Source organism: Nostoc sp. FACHB-110, assembly GCF_014697425.1.
Classification (GTDB): Bacteria; Cyanobacteriota; Cyanobacteriia; order Cyanobacteriales; family Nostocaceae; genus Nostoc_B.
Window position 1 is genome coordinate 1 of sequence record NZ_JACJRU010000069.1, and the last position, 18,485, is coordinate 18,485.

The window sequence follows — 18,485 nt, forward strand, 5'->3', positions numbered from 1 at the left end:
GTTGCACCCTTCCCTGATCAACAACGAGGCACACCTGAATTTTTCTTTCAGCCATCTTCTCAAACCCCCTTGACAACTGCCTCACAGCCTTAACTTGTGACAAATGGTTATACCTGGCATTTTAGACCAGACAATTCCGGTGTTTATGAACTGGCTGAAGAGATAGTCCTTCATCCATCTACCCAAGCTGTAGGTGTTCCAGGAATGAAGATTTGGAATTTTAGAGCAATCAGAGAAGGTCAAGGCTCTGTTATGTTCGAGCTTTTTCCACCTGGTCAGCAAGAGCCTGCTGAGACAGTTGTTCTTAATATTGAGATAACTGAGTAAATGTAGCTATAGCCGACAGTAAAATCCATAGCTTAAGAGCTTTTCTCTGTAGTTACTCTTTGCAAAGGCGATCGCATTCTCTCAAAACACAAAAGTGCGATCGCCCCTCAACCTTCTTGCACCATCCAGACGAGAAAACCTAAAATCTGGTCAACTGGAGGTAGTGCATAATCCATTAAATCGATTGTCACCGTTGACTGTTCCAATTTCAAAAACCGCCATTGGGTTCCATTACTAACTGCTCCATAAATTGTAGGAATATTCACCTGATTGGCTTGGTTGAATAATTGCGCCGCGATCATTTCCGCAATACATTGTCCCAAGCCTTCATTGAGGTTATCTCTTTTTGCTTCTCCGACAACTACAACAGGTGCTTCAATTTCTAGTTGTTCTGGAGAACGGCTGATTAAATAATCTACATAGCCACTTAACCCCTTGTCTGCATCTACTGTAAAATCTCGACCAGAAAACAAACTCACTTGATTATTAACAATCCGTCTCACCTCTTGCAGAATCGGGTAAATAATTCCCTCAGACTTGGCTTTTTCTGAACCAACTGCGATCGCCCAAGGTAAATCTTCTAACATCATTTGTAAGCGAGAACTAGGTGCGATCGCCTCAATTTGCGGTAAAAACCGTCCGGCTTCAACCGTGGTTAAACCAAACTCTTTCTTAATCTTCGCTAAGGTAAAACTACTGTATGGCATAGTTGTCACTGGTCATTCGTTAACTGACCTCTACTCCTCACTTGCCCAGATTACTAATCTAAACTAAATTCGACAAATTCTCGCTGTCCAAACAGCATATTTTTATCTACGGCTGACAATATTTTATTATTGGTGCGATCGCTATTTAAACTCTGACAAACTAAATCTGCGACATCAGCACGATTAATACTACCTATAATGCTTGTATCTTCAGTTAACACAGCGTTTCCTGTGGCTGCTTCTGATTTGAGTCCACCAGGACGGATAATTGTATAAGTCAGTCCACTAGCAATTAAGTGCTGTTCGGCTTTATCTTTTTCTACTAAAACTGGTTGTAGTACAGCCAATGTTTGCGGCGACAATGCCCCCACACTATTACCAGTTCCAATAGAAGTGACAAGAATAAACTTTTGTACTTTGGCTTTGACTGCAACATCTATCAAATTTTGATTAGCCGGAAAATCTGGTTTCTCTACGTCTGTGGGTAAACCGCCAATTGTAGTGATAACTGCGTGGATCGGTTCATCTGTCAGTATGGCTTTTTCAACATCACTGACATTCATCGCATCACCTATAACCACATCCACGCCTAAGGCTTTTAATTCAGCAGCAGCAGATTCATTCCTTAGCAGTGCTTTGACTTTTAATTTCTGCGCTGTTAGACATTTGGCAATTTCTCGCCCAACACCACGACTTGCCCCTGCCAAAAAAATGTAAGATGCACTTGTCATAATTAGTTGCTGAACTACTACTTACTTTCGCTCAAAGGATTCTATCAGAAGATGAACGTTTCTCAAGATACTAGTTATTTTTAATACTATAATCTCAGCAGAGTATTTGTGCTTAATCCTATCGTAGGAGGTATTTTTGCTAGCGATTGTGCGAATCTAGCAATTAACTCTTAAAGGGGAAGACTGATGAGTAAAAAATCTGAAGATGTGAGAGCAGTGACTACCACCAGAATTTGGGGAATCACAGTAGGAATTTTAGCTGTGTGTATTCCGCTTTCGGCTGTTACTAGAAGTGGGGCGGTGCTGCCTTTGGCGGCGATTGGTGGTGCGACAGTAGGAACGATCGCTATCTGGCGTTCTGATGATAAAAAATCCAAAGCGGGTTATCTCCAACCACAGCAAGTGGAACTGTTAGAGCAAAGAATAGCTAATTTAGAAACAATCGTCAGTCATGAAGAGTTTGATTTAAAGATGAAAATTAAGCAGCTAGAAGCCCGCGATCGCAATAATCATCCAGCCCCTTAGAATAGCACTTTTTGTCTCATGTTTACTGCTTGCTAGTATACGCAAATAATTTAAATATTTATGCCACTAATAGCGTATAATTTTTAATAATTTCTGTCAGCATAGTTAGCATCAACCTAAATTTGAGTAACTTGCCTAATAAACTGCAAGTTTCTCTCAAATCATACTCTTCTTTACAAATATTACTGTTTCTCTAGAAACAGTATCTCCAACTCTAGTTTAGTTAGAATTGTCTGACATCATTTAATTATAGATACCTCATACCAATTGTAAATGTGAGATTTTAGGTTAAAAGTCTTGACCACAAGACTACGGCAAAATCTCACAACAGGCTTTTTTAGTCTCAATTTGGTATCAATTAGTTGTGAAAGCAAATTCTGAGTGATGTTCACAGGTATACAATTCACAAACGTAAATTTACAAATGTGTTCTGTTTGACTGCGAAGATTACCGAATTTCTATTTTACTAGAGGTTATAAACTTGAGTAATTACGTTGGTATAGCTTACTGTAGGTATGCAATATTGTGCCGCTGGAATGCAGATGGATTGGATTAGCTTACTAAAAGCACAGCAAGCTGATTTCCTTCAACGTGTAAAAAAACCGAAAACTTACGACTTATCTTTACTAGATAGTCAAGTTAAAGGTTGTCACAGCGAAATTATGGCATTTTGGGGTGAACCATTAGCCAAACTGCGGGAGTTTTCGCGCCAACACGCCGAAATTCTCGCCAAAAATCCGCCACCCATCCCGCCAGAATACCCCGAACCGCCTGACTGGGTGATTCCCTATCCGAAACACTTCCAGCAGCAAGCAGAAGATTATCTTTTGCGGGAGCAAATTGTTGACCAAGTAATGGCTGAACGCTTAGGTAAATTGGTCAAAAAATTGCCACAAGACACCATCCAAAATATGGTGTTAGATGACGAAGGCAATTTGCGGGGTGAAAGTAAATTTACATACTTACTGACAGAAAATCCTCAGCTAAGTATTCAAGTTTACGCAGCGGATGGTGAAAGTTTTAATGGAATTAAAAAAGACAAAGTGAGGTGGTCAGTTACTCAAGATGATTTACGCAACCACCAAGTATTAATTTTTTTGTGTCTTTTTTACCCATCGAATGGTAAATCAGGGTACGAAAAACACGCCGTCATCGCTGGTTTTTTACCAAGTAATCAAGTTGAATTTAGCGAAACAAAATCTTATGTAACTCCCAGCAATTTGTTATACGCGGGAGGATTAAGTTGGTATTTAGATTCATTAACTCCAAAAAAGACTAGTCAGAAAGATACCTTGCCAGCGATTGAAGAGCAAGCGATCGCCGAAATTATTCACATTGTTCCATCAGACCATCCCCAAAAAGAAATTATTGGTGATTGGGAATGTTGGCAAACATTAAAAGGACACACCCAAGGAATTCATTGTCTGGGTTTTACTTCCCGTTGCCACAATGGCTATGTTATGCCGATTTTAGCTAGTGGTAGTCGTGGGGAAACTAAACTTTGGGATTTAAGTAAAGGTGAATTAATTGATACCTTATCAGAGTCGCCTTGGATAGTTTCTGGGCTAGTTGATGATGTGAATTCTATCGCTTTTAGCCCTGATGGGCATACATTAGTCAGTGTTGGCGCAGACTCAAAAGTTAAAATTTGGCACGTAGGCGCGTTAGAATTAATTGATATTTTACACAAGCACAATGGCGTAGTCCGGTGTGCTGCTTTTACCCCTGATGGGCGGATGGTAGCCACTGGTGGAGATGATCGCAAAGTCCTGTTTTGGGATTTGATGGAACGTCAAGTAGCGATCGCCTTATCCTTAGATGATACTGCGGCCCATTCCCTAGCGTTGAGTCGAGACGGCAAAACTCTCGTCACTGGTAGTTACCGCAAAATCAAAGTCTGGCACACAGAACAATTTAGCGTATGTAAAACACTCCAAGAAATCGAACCACTGCATAGTTTGACAGGACATTCTCACGTTGTGCGTTCCTTAACAATTAGTGATGATGGGCAATGGCTAATTAGTGGTAGCTGGGATCATACCGTAAAAATGTGGCACTTAGAGACAGGAAAATTAGTTCGCACATTTAAAGGCCATACCGATAGAGTATATGCGATCGCTCTTAGCCCAGACGAGCAAATTATTGCCAGTGGTAGTGCAGATAAGACTATCAAGTTGTGGCATTTAAATACAGGCGAATTGTTAGGCACATTTACAGGTCATAGCAATATAGTTACAGCCTTAGCCTTTACAACTTCTGGGGAAATGTTAGTCAGTGCCAGTTTAGATAAGACCATCAAAATTTGGCAGCGTAGTTAATAATTACAATGGATGTTTATAGTTTTGTGGGATGAGTAATTCACTTATCCCACAATTAATATTTGGCGAATTAGGCTGATGAAACTTGAGCCATAATCTGATGAGATTTTTACATGGATGGCATTGGTTAGCGAAAAACTAGAGTGAAGTCGCAATGACATCAATGTAGGTGAGGTGAAACGTATGGGAACCCAACAATGCCAAACTGATTAAATGTTGAGTTCTGCTACTAGCTTAAACTTCACAAAAAAATCTAGCTATTAAATTTAAGTAGGTTAGTATTAAGCATGGAAAGTATCAAATTGTACTTAACCTAAATGCAGTACTACCTTTATTCAGCAAGGACTGAATTCGGAAATGGATTCTACACAAACCTGTCAATATCCTAATTTGAAGGCAATGATAGAGCAACCATTACCGTTGCTTACAGATATTGAGCATGATGTAACAAATGATGACAAAGTTGATGAGTGTGGGAATTGGCTTTTAGTTCATCCAATTTGGGGAAAATTGCCAGTAGACGCACTAAAAGCACTCGCTAGTTCGTTCTATTACTTTGAAGTAGAAGAAAGAAAACTCATCTACCAAGAAAAACAAACTCCCATTGGTTTGTATCTGTTGAAATCGGGAAAAGTAGAGATTTTTAGAAAATCGCTGATTGGTCAATCACTAATTCGCTATCGGAATGCCGGAGACTTATTTGGATATACACTGGTCGCCAATGCAGTAGAAGGCACATATCAAACTAATGCGATCGCACTGACCAACAGTACTATTTTATTCTTACCAAAAGCAGTATTTTATACGTTAATTGATAAATACCCTGCAATTCAACAGGTGATACATTCCCAGTTGTCTCAGGATGTACATGAATATGCCGCGCGCATAGCCTGGGAAGAAATGCGGATGCAAGGCTTACAATCTTACATTCAGCCATTACCTAATAAAACAAGCATTCTAGGAAATAGTAAAGCAGCCCAAAAGCTGACACAACAGATAAATCTTGCCGCATCTGAGGATCATCAGCCCATCGTCTTGCAAGCCGAAGCAGGCACAGGGAAAACATTCATCGCCAGTTTAATTCATACTCGTTCTGCCTTAGCATCTCAACCCTTTGCGGAAATGGATTGTGCAGATTTGCCGCGTGCCGAGGATGGTCGGTTAGATACAGATACCTTGTTTGGTAGATTAGGCCAGCAGCCAGGACTACTGCAACTGTTAGAGCGGGGTACACTACTACTAGATAATGTACAGGTATTGAGCCAAGGCGATCGCTCACGCCTAATCTACTATCTTAAAACCGGATTAGTCCGCTCAAATCAAGGTATTGTCGGCAAAGTTAATTTAGTTAATCAACCTGCTTTACCCAGTCAATCTTGGGTGCGTCTGATTTTGGCATCGCCAGACAAACTGGAGTTACCAGAGATTAATACCATTACCATCAAACTTTTTACCCTACCTCAACGTAAAGCAGACATTCCAGATTTTGCCAAGTATTTCTTAAACCGAGTTTGCCAAGAACAGAATCGCCCCCTTTTAAGACTAGATCAATCCGATCTCCGCCGTCTTATCAGCTATCACTACCCTGCAAATATCAAAGAACTGGCCGAGATTTTACACCGAGCCGTGATTATGACACCACCTGGGCATTCAGTCATCCCAGAACAAGCATTGTGGTCAGTACAATCCACCAAAAACCTCTTTCGATTGGATTTGTTAACTCATGTGCCTTGGTTGCGAAAAATCTTGCTGAGTCGCTGGTATCCAGAAATGATTTGGGTGGTTATGATGGCAGTTTTTGTCCCTGTGACCATTCTCGGTTTTATTGGCCCTCAAGAGCGCCATCACAGTATTACCTTGAATTTGTTTTGGGCGTGGTGGTGGCCTGGTTATCTATTTTTGTTTGCTTTTGTTGGTCGGCTGTGGTGTGCCGTTTGTCCATTTATGATCGCCGGAGAATGGATACGGCGAATTTCTCTCTGGTTATTTCCACGCCAACAACTGACCTGGAATACAAAATGGTTAAACCGTTGGGGAGGTTGGGTAGTCTTTGGTGGTTTTTTAGCAATTTACCTATGGGAAAAACTCTGGGATTTACCACACCATGCCTACCTTTCTGCCTGCTTGCTGTTGACAATCACAGCTGGGGCAGTCATTTTTAGCCTCATCTATGAACGGCGATTATGGTGTCGGTATCTTTGCCCCATCGGTGGGATGAATGGTTTGTTTGCTAAATTGGCAATCCTGGAGTTACGCTCAGTACAACAGTTATGTGGTAGTCAGTGCAACACCTTTGGCTGTTATAAAGGTACAAGTCCCACACCCATCACCTTTGCAGAAGCATTACCAAATGAAGGACAAGCCACAGGGGGATGTCCACTTTACGTACATCCAGCCCAATTACAGGACAATCGAGATTGTATATTATGTATGACTTGCCTCAAAGGTTGTCCTAATCGCTCTGCCCAACTGAATTTGCGCTTCCCGGCTGCGGATTTGCTAGATAATCACAAGGGATTCTGGGCAGAAGTCGCGCTTTTATTGCTGTTGTTGGGTGGTGTGTTTATGCACCACGCCCAGAGGATTGTGGCATGGTTGGGATTTGCTGGTTTTGCTGTTGATGCAGATCATTTGCTCATCAGCCTTCCTTTAGCTTTTGTTCTTTTAAGCATTCCTGGGGTGTTAACTTATTTGACTCATAAAATCGCTTGCGTTTTCGATTCAGAGCAACCAGACTATCTCACAGTCATCTATGCTTATCTTCCCTTAACCCTAGCTGCCAATCTCACTCATTACATTCCAGCTACCATCACAGAAGCCGGGCAAATGCTCCCGGTTTTAGCACAGACATTGGGTTACAGTACTTCAAACTTACCGACACTCACCTGGAGTTGGGATGTAGCAAAATTCTTGCAAGGTGTAACTCTCATCTCGGCAATGCTGTTTAGTCCTTATCCTCTGTTGCGAATTACCAAGCGATCGCTCGTTCACAACATTCCACATCTACTATTAATGTTAGGTTTTACAGTATTCTTTTTTAACTTGATGATGTGAAAAATTTTCATCAGTTTTTGTCCGTAGAACGAGGGCGACTGGAAGTCACTGCTAAACAGGATTTAACCCGCCTATGCGGGTTAAAAACCTTGATTTTTTGTTAGTCTACACAGGCGGTCATATCGTGTCCTGTTAAAGATTTATCATTAAGGTCGCAGGGGAGCAGGGGTGCAAGGGGGCAGGGGAGAGGGTTTTGTCGTTTCTGCACAAATATTGTCGAATCACAACTGATTAGCCGGACATGATATCACTCAGCTTGTCGAAGTACACCAAACTTGAGTTGTGCGATCGCTCCAACCAATCTACCATATAAAAATTAACAGGAGAGATGACAATGGTCAGCAGCCTGAAAGAATTAATTGATGAGCCAGAATTGGGTCATAGTAAAGACCCAGAAGAAAGGTTCATCAGTAGTGGTGTGAGTTGGGAAAGCTACGAATCGCTATTGGCGAAACTAGAAAATAACTCTCATTACCGTGTTAATTATTTAGATGGAATATTAGAAATCGTGTCACCGTCAATTAGACATGAAAAAATCAAAACGAATTTAGGTATGTTGTTAGAGCGTTTCTTTTATAGCAAGCGCATTCGGTTTGTACCTATGGGAAGTTCTACTTTTAAAAATAAAGCAAGAAAAGCTGGTGCAGAACCAGACGAATGTTATTGTATAGGCGAAGAGAAAAAAGTACCAGATTTAGCAATAGAAGTAGTTTTGACAAGTGGTAGTGTGAGCAAACTGGAAATCTACCGTAGATTAGGAGTTGCAGAAGTCTGGTTTTGGGAGAGAAATCAGTTTAAGTTATATCATTTACGAGACAATTCTCAGCAAGAGCAAGCCACTGTTTACCCTGATACTTACGGGTATGAACCTATCTTTCAAAGTGAGATATTGCCAGAATTAGATATTTCAATGCTCTCGCAATGTCTGACAATTTCAGATTCAATTCAAGCTATTGACGAATTTGAGCAAGGGTTAAAAGCAGCCGATGAGCGCAGGCTATAACTTCAACAGTAAAATAAATGTAGGTTGGTTGGGTGAAACGCAGTGTAACCCAACAATGCCAAGGTTATTGAATGTTGGGTTTCGCTATCGCTTCACCCAACCTACTAACTAATAGTTAGTCAAGTAGGCATTACATACTAAATTTTGAGTTTATTTCGATTTGGCTAAATAATGCCCACCGTAAAAACTAACGAACAATTAAATAAGATGACGGAACAAAAAAAAGCCAGTGCTGCCTAGAATAATTTCAGCGCTGGCTTGGTTGTAAATGTCCGCAGGGCGGTAGGGAAAAGGAATTATTTAGTAATGAGTACCTGTTTTACGGTGATTAATTGCTGTGACTGCATCTGGTTTAATTAACTTACCGTTGTCAACGGTGGCGTAAACTACCCAATGGTCGCCACATTCTAGACGTTGTTCAACAGAACATTCGACGTAAGCCAGCGCATCGGTTAAAACTGTGCAACCATTTTCCGCAGCAGTGGTGGTAAATTGAGCAAATCTATCTTCGCCTGGGGCAAAATTCTTGCGGAAATGCTTCATATATTCCTGGTGATTGCCTTCTGCTAGGATATTTAAGGCAAACTTACCACCAGGATACATTAAAGATTCTATGGCGCGTTCTTTGGCGATCGCTACAGTTAAACCCGGTGGGTTAAAGGTAGCTTGCGATACCCAAGCACCCAACATTCCAGTCGAAACATCGCCTTGCTTGGCAGTAATCACGCAAACCGAACCCACAATGCGCCCTACTGCTTGTTCTACAGGGGTTGCCGCTTGTTGGGGTACACGGATTTTTCGGGCTTTTTTCAAATTCTGAGCGAAATCTGTACCGAGTTCTTCGCAGAATTTGAGGGTAACATCGTCGGGTTTGAATTTCACTTTTAAAGTTTCAAAACCCAGGCGATAGCCAGCATCGCGCAATTTACCTTCAATCATTTCTACAGCTTCGCCACTCCAGCCGTAGGAACCGAAGACACCCGCAACTTTGTTGTTATCGCCAACTTTCAAGACAATACCTAAAGCGGTGTGAATGGGGGTCGGTGCATGACCGCCAATTGTAGGGGAACCGATAATAAAACCATCTGATTTTTCCACTGCGGCTTGGATTTCTTCGGGGGTAGCAAATTCGCAGTTGATTGATTGAACTTCAACGCCACCCTTGGTCAAGCCGAGGGCGATCGCTCGTGCTAATGTGGCAGTATTACCGTAAGCTGAGGCATAAAGTAAAGCCACCGAAATTTCTCGATTTCGTTGCGAACGGCTCCAGTCGCTATATGCTTTAGTCAGTTCAATCAAACTACTGCGAACAATCGGCCCGTGACCAACCGCATACATCCGCACTTGAAAATCAGAAATTTTTTCCAAAGCTGATTCGACGTGCTTCGCTTGGGAAGCCATCAAACAGTTGTAATAGTAGCGTTGGTCTTCTTTGATTTGTTCCCAATGGTCATCAAAAACATCCTCACCGCAGATATGTGCGCCGAAAAGTTTATCTGTAAACAAAATTTGGGTTTGCTGGTCATAAGTGCAGAGGTGTTCTGGCCAGCGCGGGTTAGGTGTAGGTATGGATTTCAACACATGACCCTTACCTAAATCGAGGGTTTCTTTCCCCCGCATTACCAAAATATTTAAACTATCATCAGGGAAAGCTGCCTTTAAATTAGCCGCACCAGGAAGGGAACAAACAAAGGTAATTTGTGGAGCTACTTCCAGCAATGTTTTTAAAGTTCCCACCCGGTTGGGGCTAAAATGTCCCAGGATGACGTAATCTAATTTTTTCAAATTAATGTTCTGCTGTAATGCTTCCAAAAAAATTGGTGTGAAAGTATCAGCAGGTGGGTCAATAATCGCCGTTTTATCACCTTCAATCAGATAACAATTAGAGGTTGTACCTCTTTCTAATGCGTATTCAATTTCAAACCGCAGACGTGACTTGCTACGCGCTCTGAGAACTTTGATGTTGGTCGCAATGGGAGAAACCTGTACGTCACGGGGTTTGGAATCGCTCATAGGTGTTGGTTGATGTGAAGAGAAAAAGGGCAAAAACCGAGCTTTAACGGATTGAATAAAATCTGTAAAAGACATGATGAAGTATGAAGTATGAAGTGTGAAGTATGAAGTGTGAAGTATGAAGTATGAAGTATGAAGTATGAAACATTATTGATGCGGTAAATGGCAGATGAATGAGGTACAAATTGAAAGAACAAAGCTATATACCAATACGGTTCAGTTAAGAGAATAGTAGGTTGGGTGTAGCGATACCGTAACCCAACAAAGTATGCGTGAATGTTGGGTTCCGTTCCTCCACCCAACCTACACCAGTCTAAGTTGTTGCCTTAACTGAACTGTATTAAGCCATATACTGGAAAACTTTCAACTCTGTTCCCTCTTTCAGACTTCATAATTCAGACTTCAGACTTCAGATTTAATTTAGTAGTAATTACCAACTTTGCGATGGCGGACTGCGGTTAAGCCATCGGGTTTAGAAACACGACCGTCTTGGACTGTGCAGTATAAAATCCAGTGGTCGCTACACTCCATACTACTCTGCACTTCACATTCCATATATGCAAGGGCATCTGTCAAAATTGGTGAACCGTTTTTGGCGGTTTGGGTTTTCACACCTGCAAATCTATCAGCACCGGGATGTAGACGCTTGAGAAAGTGCTTTTTCAGTTCTTGATAGTTGCCTTCTTCTAAGACGTTCAGCACAAAGCGATCGCCTACCTGCATTAAAGCATCAATGGCGCGGTCTTTAGCAACAGCAATTGTAAATCCTAATGGTTGCAAGCTGGCTTGGCTGACCCAAGAGGCTAACATCGCACTGCTGACATCATCTTTTTTGGCGGTGACGATATACAGTCCGTTGCTAATTCTGCCCAGGGCTTTTTCCATGTTCACATCAAGAGCTTTGATTTGCTTGATGTTACGTTCGCGGGTGACGGCTTGCCCTAAATCTGTGCCGGCTTCTGTACACAATTGATAGGTAGATGCGGTGGGAGCTTCTTTAATCCGAATGGCGGGGAAAGCTTCTTTGACACCAGAGTCGAGAAATTTCCGGCGGAGGGTATCGACTGGTTCATCATCGCCACCAAAGCATTCAAATAAGCCAAAGAATTGTTTGTCTTTAGCAACGGAAATTAAAGAACTAATACCAGCTTGTGCTGCAACTGAGGTAGAAGGAGGCATCCCAATGATAATACCTGCTGCTCTACCTGCGAGTTCTTGAATTTCTTGCGCTTCGGCGGTGCTGAGGTCGAGAAACTCTACACCCACACCAGTTTTTTGAATCCCTTCGGAAATGGCTTGACCGAGGCGATCGCTATAACCATACTCAGAAGTGTAGAATAAACCAACACTGGTGAGAGCTGTGGCTTGTCTTTGACTCCAGCTTTGATAGCACTCAGTCAGAATATCTAGATGATGATAAAGTAAAGGCCCGTGACCGTTAGCGATAATCTTAATCTTGCCCAGTTCGCCCATCCGCTTCATCGCATTCAACAGCGATCGCGCATTTGGCCCCATCAGACAGTCATAATAAAATCTAAAGTCAGCTTCGATCGCTTCTAAATCTTCATCAAAGGTGCGATCATCACAAAAGTGCATCCCAAAGGCATCGCAAGTATAAAGAGTTTGGGTTTTGCGATCAAAACTAAAAATGGTGTCAGGCCAATGCAAGTTAGGCGCACTCACAAATTCTATTTCGTGACCTTTACCAATATCAATGCGATCGCCACTTTTGACAATCCGCTTGGAAAAAGGATCATGTACCAAACCTTCTAAAAATTGCAACGCAATCTTAGAAGCTAAAACAGTCGCTCGTGGTGCTAATTGTAAGACATCTTCCACTAAGCCGCTATGGTCTGGCTCTGTGTGGCTAACAATAATGTAATCAATGGTCTTGGGGTTGACGATACTTTTGAGTGTGTCTAAATACAGTTGGCGAAACTTCTGGTGAGAAGTATCAATTAAAACTGTTTGTTCGCCCCGAATTAAATAGGAATTGTAAGTCGTACCGTTTTGCAGTCCGAATTCGATATCGAAGCGATCGCGATCCCAATCAAGACAGCGAATCGCCGTCGTATTAGGGGCAATTTCTACAGTTTGGACAGTGAGCCGATGCTGAACATTTTCTGCGTGGGCATAGCCGGTCGTAGACATTGCTACCATTATTCGTCTCCGAGCGCAAATCTTTAGTAATCTTTCTCTGCCCCCATTGTGCCGACAAATTAATTTTAAAGTTGTAATGAAGACTATTTTTCAAAAAATTGAAGTTGTATCAATTATTGCTGTTTTTCAGCATTCTTTTTAACTCAGAATCTTCCTTATAAATCAGTCCCAGTCAGGGTATCACATTTTAAATATTAATATTTATTGGCATAATTTAAAATCCCTAACATATCATACATAACTTATTTTTTTTGGCAAGATTTCCGTAACAAAAAGCATATATTTCCTCACCGATGTGTTTAAAATAAGTGTCAAACATCCTGAAGCTGTCGGTGACTCTCTGAATGCTTGCAGACGAAACTCGCGGTAAAAGATGACATCCTGAGAGTTTAAAAATCTGATCTTCATTTCAAAAGCAAGAAAGGATATTTAGCAAATAAAGGATAATACACAGAGTTGTTGGTTCAAATACTATTTGTGTATTAAAGCTACATTACTTTGGGTTTTTACCAGTTGTCAGAGGCGATTTGCAATTCTTCCGGATATGGTCAGCATTCCTACGCATATAGGGATAGTAGTAGATGCACCCTAATTAATTTGAAGCCCTCAGTCATTGGCTGAGGGCTTTTATTTATCTGACTTAAAAGTAACAACAGCGTAGACAAATAGCTAAATTATTTATTTTTACATTTTATCTAGATGCATTGATTATCTCAATATAGAAGGTAGCAAACTAGGTGCTAACCAGATTGCATAACCAATAAATGCAAATATTGAAGTAATCAAAGCAGTCAAAACATAACTACAACAAATTAGTAAACCATCAGACTCAATAGTAGCTACTGCCAAAAGTAAAATCCCAACTGTAGGAATGGGATTTGTCAAAGGTATGGGTAACATTAATAATATTGTTAACCAAGAAATACACAACCCATTAATTCGCCAAGTCCAAGGGTTGAGGGCAATTTTTTTTAAGCGCGGGCGGGTGATTTTTTCTAATATTCTCGTGAGTCTATGTAAATTGCGTAAGAGAAATTGAGCAAAAGCACGCGGAAATTTATATCTAGCAATTCTTTGAGGCAGCCAAGGCGATCGCTTACCTAAAATCATCTGTACTGATAATAACAAACAAGCAACACCAAACGGCCCAGTTAATCCCGGTGGCATGGGAAACAAAAAAGGCAAAACTAACAATATAATTACAATGCTGAACCCTCGTTCAGCCGTCTCTGTCAAAATATCACCTAAGCTTAGGTGTTGCTCGGATAAGCGTTGTAATAAAGATTTAATTTCGTGCGAAAATCTCAGATGCATTTAACGTGAGTTGGCGTGACTTACCACAAGACCCAGCTTTTCTTAAGTATAACAATTTGGATATGAGGCAGGGCTGACGCAGTGATATTAAAAATCAAGCGTTTGGGGGAAGGTTAGGCATATAAGATTCTCAAACCCTTACACCCATTCTGAACAGACAATCTTTGTGCGTTAGTTCTCTCCTATTCCCCACTCCCTACAATTCATAGCGGTGGTACTAAAACCTTCACCGCCCTGGGTATGACTTTGAAGGTTGCTGGGGTGTAAGTTGTGATTTCGCCATCGGTATTAATTGGACGGGGTTTACGAGTAGAAATTTCAAATTCTTGTCCTTGCAAAGCACGGACACCACGCCAGCGAATGTGTCTGCCTTGTCGCATTGCAGGTAATAAGGGGATGATTTGCCACCAATGTTGGATTTCTAAACTATAAAGGTCTAATCTTTGGTCATCAATTGTGGCATCATGAACTACTGCCATACCACCACCATAATATCGACCATTACCTATTGCTATTTGCACAGTTTTGACGCGAAAGGATTTATCTTTCATCCTAATTTCGGCGCTAAAGGGACGAGATTCCCAAATTACTTGTAAGGCAATAGCAGCATAAGCAAATATTCCCCAACGGCGTTTGACTTCTTTAGTGAGGCGTTGAGTAATTTTTACACTCAATCCCATACTAGCGACGTTGAAAAAATGCTTATCATTGACCCAGCCTAAATCAATGTAACGCATTTCTCCACAAGCAATAATTTGACACGCTTCTGCTAAGGCATTCGGAATTCCTAATGTTCTGGCTAAGTCGTTGGCAGTACCTAAAGGTAAAATTCCTAAAGGTAATTTAGTTTCAACTAAGGCATCGACCGCTGCGTTGAGTGTACCATCACCACCGCCCACAATTACTAAGTCAACTTCATGCTGATGGCGGATAATAACTTCTGAAAGATGCTGGGGATGTTCTGTCGATTCTTCGATTAACTTAAACCCTAGTTTCTCCAGATAATATATTGCTTCTAATAAACGCTCGTGTCCTTGGCGCGCATGACGATTGACTAACAGTAATGCTTTCGTATTTACAGGTAGTGTTCTTGGTAAATTTTCCCAATTGTTTGTATTCATATATTGATATGTATTTTCATTGATGTTAACTTAAATACGTTTTAAGAATGTTATTTAAGTGACTATTAAATGTATATATGAGCATATAATTTGATCACTGAATATACTTGTGTAGTGAGAAAACAGATAGTAGCAAAAAAGATGGCTATGAGTATATTAATTTGTTGCAAAAATTAAATATGTTTATTATATGATTCTATATGCATTCCACTGCGAAAGTAGGCATGAAAAAACGCATCCTCCGGTAGGAAGAGTTATGTCAAAATGTACTTGACAGAAGGTATTGAGTGTAGGGAAGCTAAAATGAAAAGAGCGATCGCAGTTAAAAACTAGACTGGGCGACAGACTTTTTTTTCTTGGTGGTAGAGTTAGCGACTCTAGACTCAATGGTAAACTCTGGTATTTCTAAGAGTTCAGCATCGCTTAAAGTGTACTGTTCGCAAACTAAACTCAGGCGATTTCCAGGAGTTCTCACAGCGTTGACAGAATGAGTTAAATCACCTTGAAAGTAGAGTAAAGTATTCATCTGCGGCTTAATTTGTCCAAGTTGGCGTTTGTGCGATTTGAGTACCAGTTCACCCCCTTCCATATTTTCTGGTACGCGCACATAAAGAACGCTGACAAAAGTAGGCGGTTCAATAGTTTTGCAGTAAGAGCGCAGAGAACGGTCTATATGGGGGTCAACGCGAGAACCTTCTTTAAGTAGTAAGGGATTGAGGTAAAATGCGTTACAGTTTGCTTGGAGAGCCAAATCCAGGTAAGGTTTGAAGTAAGGGAATTTTTGCTCTACTGTGGAGATATGCGATCGCCTGAACACTACAGAAAATCCCTTAGTCCCAACAAAATCGCGGTTGAGGTTGTTGACAGCAAAGTAAGGACAAGCGTGAATTTCTCCCCACAAGTTATTCAAGTATTCGCTGGGGAAGGCATTTGGTTGTTGTTGATAATATTTCACTTTTCTGTGAGCAGTTGATTCCTGAGACAAATTTACCAAGGTAAACGCCCAGAATAATTATTTCCTCGACGTTCTCTTTCTATATCTAAACGCTGTTTCAGCATCTTGTAGATTTCACGCGCCAGGGTATCCAAGTGTTCCAATTCATCTTTTGCAGCAGTATCTTCGTTAGATAATGAATTATTATAAGTCTCCTCCATTTCATCAGCTACATGAGAATGTTCAGAATTGCTAAAAGCTTGAATAATTTGGCTAGGATTATGAAGATAATTTGTTTGCCCAAGCTGATTATGCTTTATCTTATTAGATAATAAAGGTTTTGATATGTGATGCCATTGCTGATTTTCGGTGCGTGCTTGTACAATCATTTGCGGACTATGATCAACTTGATTTTCTCCAACTAAGTCAGCAATGTTTGACCATGAAATCGGTATATCTTCTTGTGCTGGTAGTTTTTGTATCTGCTGAGGAATAACAGGAGATATAGAGATAGAATAGGATTTCTTGTTTGAAGATGGTTCCTCTGTCATTGAGGCTGATATAAAATTAGAAGATTGAGTCAGAGGATGAAAAATAGATATTTTTTCTAGTGCTGTAGGTAATTGAGGAATATGTGTTTTTTGTTTTAAATTTTCTGGTTCTTGCTTGGCTTGAATAATATTAATTTCTGTATTGTTTGCAGATAAATTTTTTGGTGAGATATTTTTTTGATTTGGTTCTAAATTAGATATTGTTGCTGCATCATTTTGAGATGAATGTTTGTTTTTTATAGTTGGTTGAATGATATCAGACTTTTCTAGACTAAAAGTAAAATTAGCATTCTCGAGTTTGTTTTGAATAATGTTTGATTCTGTACTAGCACTAATGGATGTAATGTTAGGTGTATAATTTTCAGATAGAGCTTGATGTTGACTTGCTTGTTGTGTTTGAACAAGGGTGGAGTCTAGATTGTTGGTTGTTGATGTTGCAGGCTCAACTTGCGATCGCTTATCCTGAAACATGACTTCTTGAGTTGATTGTGGTAGAGTGCGATCGTCTTCATCATCTACTAGCTGGGAAGCAACATAATTATTACTTTCCCGTTTTGTTTGAATTAGTGTAGAATCAACACTGACATTATTTGTCTTGATAGAAGTTGATTCTGGCACATATGTTGATGCTAGATTATCACTTGCTGTTGTTTCTTGAGCAGTAATTGAAGTGTGATTTTCCAGTTGCGGTTGAATGAGTGTTGATTCTACACTTTTATTATTTGGCGCGCTAGATGTTGATTCTGCTTCATATGTTGATACTAAATTATCAACCGCTATCGCTTCTTGAGCAACAATTGAAGTATTATTTTCCAGTTGTGGTTGAATGAGTGTTGGTTCTACACTTGCATGATTTGTCGCGCTAGAAGTTGATTCTGGCACATATGTTGATACTAAATTATCTTCTTGAGCAACAATTGAAGTATTATTTTCCAGTCGTGGCTGAATAAGCGTTGATTCTACACTTTTATTATTTGTTGTGCTAGAAGTTGATTCTGGCACATATGTTGATACTAAATTATCAACCGCTATCGCTTCTGGAGCAGTAATTGAAGTGTGATTTTCCAGTTGTGGTTGAATGAGGGTTGGTTCTACACTTGCATTATTTGTTGTGCTAGAAGTTGATTCTGGCACATATGTTGATACTAAATTATCACTTGCTGTTGTTTCTTGAGCAGCAATTGAAGTGTGATTTTCCAGTTGTGGTTGAATGAGGGTTAGTTCTACACTTTCATTATTTGTTTTGCTAGATGTTGATTCTGGTTCATATGTTGATGCTAAATTATCTTCTGGAGCAGTAATTGAAGTGTGATTTTCCAGTTGCGGTTGAATGAGAGTTGATTCTACACTTTTATTATTTGTTTTGCTAGATGTTGATTCTGCTTCATATGTTGATGCTAAATTATCAACCGCTATCGTTTCTTCAGAAGTAATTGAAGTGTGATTTTCCAGTTGTGGTTGAATGAGAGTTGATTCTACACTTACATGATTTGTTGTGCTAGATGTTGATTCTGGCACATATGTTGATACTAAATTATCAACCGCTATCGTTTCTTCAGAAGTAATTGAAGTGTGATTTTCCAGTTGTGGTTGAATGAGAGTTGATTCTACACTTACATGATTTGTTGTGCTAGAAGTTGATTCTGCTTCATATGTTGATGCTAGATTATCACTTGCTGTTGTTTCTGGAGTAGTAATTGAAGTGTGATTTTCCAGTTGCGGTTGAA

At 40.4% G+C, this 18,485-nt stretch carries 13 protein-coding genes; 5 read left to right on the plus strand and 8 right to left on the minus strand.

Features of this window, described 5'->3' with window-relative positions; translation table 11 throughout:
- Positions 1 to 96 precede the first annotated feature (96 nt).
- On the plus strand, positions 97 to 327 hold the full coding sequence (locus H6G69_RS32490; protein WP_190693713.1) for a protease inhibitor I42 family protein: 231 nt from the start codon (positions 97 to 99) through the stop codon (positions 325 to 327).
- Positions 328 to 434: 107 nt separating this feature from the next.
- Here H6G69_RS32490 and H6G69_RS32495 read toward each other — a convergent pair whose 3' ends face one another.
- Positions 435 to 1,034 (minus strand): hypothetical protein, encoded by a 600-nt coding sequence (locus tag H6G69_RS32495; RefSeq protein WP_190693733.1) that lies wholly within the window; start codon positions 1,032 to 1,034, stop codon positions 435 to 437.
- A gap of 53 nt (positions 1,035 to 1,087) precedes the next feature.
- The gene (locus tag H6G69_RS32500; protein ID WP_190693714.1) at positions 1,088 to 1,765 is read right to left on the minus strand and encodes an SDR family oxidoreductase; all 678 of its coding nucleotides are present in this window, start codon (positions 1,763 to 1,765) and stop codon (positions 1,088 to 1,090) included.
- Positions 1,766 to 1,951: 186 nt separating this feature from the next.
- On the opposite strand from H6G69_RS32500, the gene H6G69_RS32505 reads away from it, so the two are divergent.
- The 4 genes from H6G69_RS32505 (at position 1,952) to H6G69_RS32520 (ending at position 8,665) form a co-directional block, all read left to right on the plus strand.
- Positions 1,952 to 2,290 carry a hypothetical protein gene (locus tag H6G69_RS32505; protein WP_190693716.1) on the plus strand — a complete coding sequence of 113 codons (339 nt, stop codon included), beginning with the start codon at positions 1,952 to 1,954 and terminating at the stop codon, positions 2,288 to 2,290.
- Positions 2,291 to 2,832: 542 nt separating this feature from the next.
- The gene (locus H6G69_RS32510) at positions 2,833 to 4,608 is read left to right on the plus strand and encodes a WD40 repeat domain-containing protein (RefSeq protein ID WP_190693718.1); all 1,776 of its coding nucleotides are present in this window, start codon (positions 2,833 to 2,835) and stop codon (positions 4,606 to 4,608) included.
- Positions 4,609 to 4,965: 357 nt separating this feature from the next.
- Positions 4,966 to 7,662, plus strand: a complete 2,697-nt coding sequence (locus tag H6G69_RS32515; RefSeq protein ID WP_199336373.1) for a cyclic nucleotide-binding domain-containing protein — start codon at positions 4,966 to 4,968, stop codon at positions 7,660 to 7,662.
- 334 nt (positions 7,663 to 7,996) lie between these two features.
- Positions 7,997 to 8,665 carry a Uma2 family endonuclease gene (locus tag H6G69_RS32520; RefSeq protein ID WP_190693720.1) on the plus strand — a complete coding sequence of 223 codons (669 nt, stop codon included), beginning with the start codon at positions 7,997 to 7,999 and terminating at the stop codon, positions 8,663 to 8,665.
- 300 nt (positions 8,666 to 8,965) lie between these two features.
- On the opposite strand, the gene H6G69_RS32525 is transcribed toward H6G69_RS32520, so the two are convergent.
- From H6G69_RS32525 to H6G69_RS32550, 6 genes are all read right to left on the minus strand, one after another.
- Positions 8,966 to 10,678: a diflavin flavoprotein gene (locus H6G69_RS32525; protein ID WP_190693722.1), complete on the minus strand. Its 1,713-nt coding sequence runs from the start codon at positions 10,676 to 10,678 to the stop codon at positions 8,966 to 8,968.
- A gap of 420 nt (positions 10,679 to 11,098) precedes the next feature.
- Complete coding sequence (locus H6G69_RS32530; RefSeq protein ID WP_190693724.1) at positions 11,099 to 12,838, minus strand: diflavin flavoprotein; 1,740 nt, start codon at positions 12,836 to 12,838, stop codon at positions 11,099 to 11,101.
- Positions 12,839 to 13,546: 708 nt separating this feature from the next.
- Positions 13,547 to 14,152, minus strand: a complete 606-nt coding sequence (locus tag H6G69_RS32535; RefSeq protein ID WP_190693726.1) for an exopolysaccharide biosynthesis protein — start codon at positions 14,150 to 14,152, stop codon at positions 13,547 to 13,549.
- A gap of 203 nt (positions 14,153 to 14,355) precedes the next feature.
- On the minus strand, positions 14,356 to 15,273 hold the full coding sequence (locus H6G69_RS32540; protein WP_190693728.1) for a lipid kinase: 918 nt from the start codon (positions 15,271 to 15,273) through the stop codon (positions 14,356 to 14,358).
- A gap of 322 nt (positions 15,274 to 15,595) precedes the next feature.
- Positions 15,596 to 16,228 (minus strand): 2OG-Fe(II) oxygenase, encoded by a 633-nt coding sequence (locus tag H6G69_RS32545; protein WP_190693730.1) that lies wholly within the window; start codon positions 16,226 to 16,228, stop codon positions 15,596 to 15,598.
- Between the two features lie 32 nt (positions 16,229 to 16,260).
- A partial coding sequence (locus H6G69_RS32550) for a hypothetical protein (RefSeq protein ID WP_190693732.1) occupies positions 16,261 to 18,485 on the minus strand: 2,225 nt, incomplete at its 5' end.

Coding starts and splice junctions, on each gene's coding strand:
- H6G69_RS32505 (WP_190693716.1), top strand. CDS start 1,952: ATGAGTAAAAAATCTGAAGATGTGAGAGCAGTGACTACCACCAGAATT.
- H6G69_RS32525 (WP_190693722.1), bottom strand. CDS start 10,678: ATGAGCGATTCCAAACCCCGTGACGTACAGGTTTCTCCCATTGCGACC.
- H6G69_RS32530 (WP_190693724.1), bottom strand. CDS start 12,838: ATGGTAGCAATGTCTACGACCGGCTATGCCCACGCAGAAAATGTTCAG.
- H6G69_RS32520 (WP_190693720.1), top strand. CDS start 7,997: ATGGTCAGCAGCCTGAAAGAATTAATTGATGAGCCAGAATTGGGTCAT.
- H6G69_RS32540 (WP_190693728.1), bottom strand. CDS start 15,273: ATGAATACAAACAATTGGGAAAATTTACCAAGAACACTACCTGTAAAT.
- H6G69_RS32535 (WP_190693726.1), bottom strand. CDS start 14,152: ATGCATCTGAGATTTTCGCACGAAATTAAATCTTTATTACAACGCTTA.
- H6G69_RS32495 (WP_190693733.1), bottom strand. CDS start 1,034: ATGCCATACAGTAGTTTTACCTTAGCGAAGATTAAGAAAGAGTTTGGT.
- H6G69_RS32515 (WP_199336373.1), top strand. CDS start 4,966: ATGGATTCTACACAAACCTGTCAATATCCTAATTTGAAGGCAATGATA.
- H6G69_RS32510 (WP_190693718.1), top strand. CDS start 2,833: ATGGATTGGATTAGCTTACTAAAAGCACAGCAAGCTGATTTCCTTCAA.
- H6G69_RS32500 (WP_190693714.1), bottom strand. CDS start 1,765: ATGACAAGTGCATCTTACATTTTTTTGGCAGGGGCAAGTCGTGGTGTT.